Here is a 228-nt window from a genome sequence, read left to right as displayed (position 1 = left end):
CAGTATTTTTATAATAATCCCCAGCATTACCAATCGACGGGGCAATTGACGATAGGTTCAGACAATTCCCAGCAGTTAACAGTCTATACATATGCCCATGAGGAAAATAATGCCAATATGCTTGCTGCTAATATGGTGGGGATTCCACTGCAAACTGAAACTAAGGAAAACGGAAAGTTTATTTCAAAGGTGAAAACCCTATATGGGAAGAATACTCAAACCAATAAT

At 38.2% G+C, this 228-nt stretch carries 1 protein-coding gene; it reads left to right on the top strand.

Going from position 1 to position 228, the window contains the following annotated elements; genetic code table 11:
* Positions 1–228 (top strand): hypothetical protein (locus tag SB724_RS22195; RefSeq protein WP_410573290.1); only part of this gene is annotated, 228 nt, incomplete at both ends.

The organism is Bacillus sp. SIMBA_031 (genome assembly GCF_046535225.1).
Taxonomy (GTDB): Bacteria; Bacillota; Bacilli; order Bacillales; family Bacillaceae; genus Bacillus; species Bacillus velezensis.
This window is presented reverse-complemented; position numbering and strand designations above follow the sequence as displayed.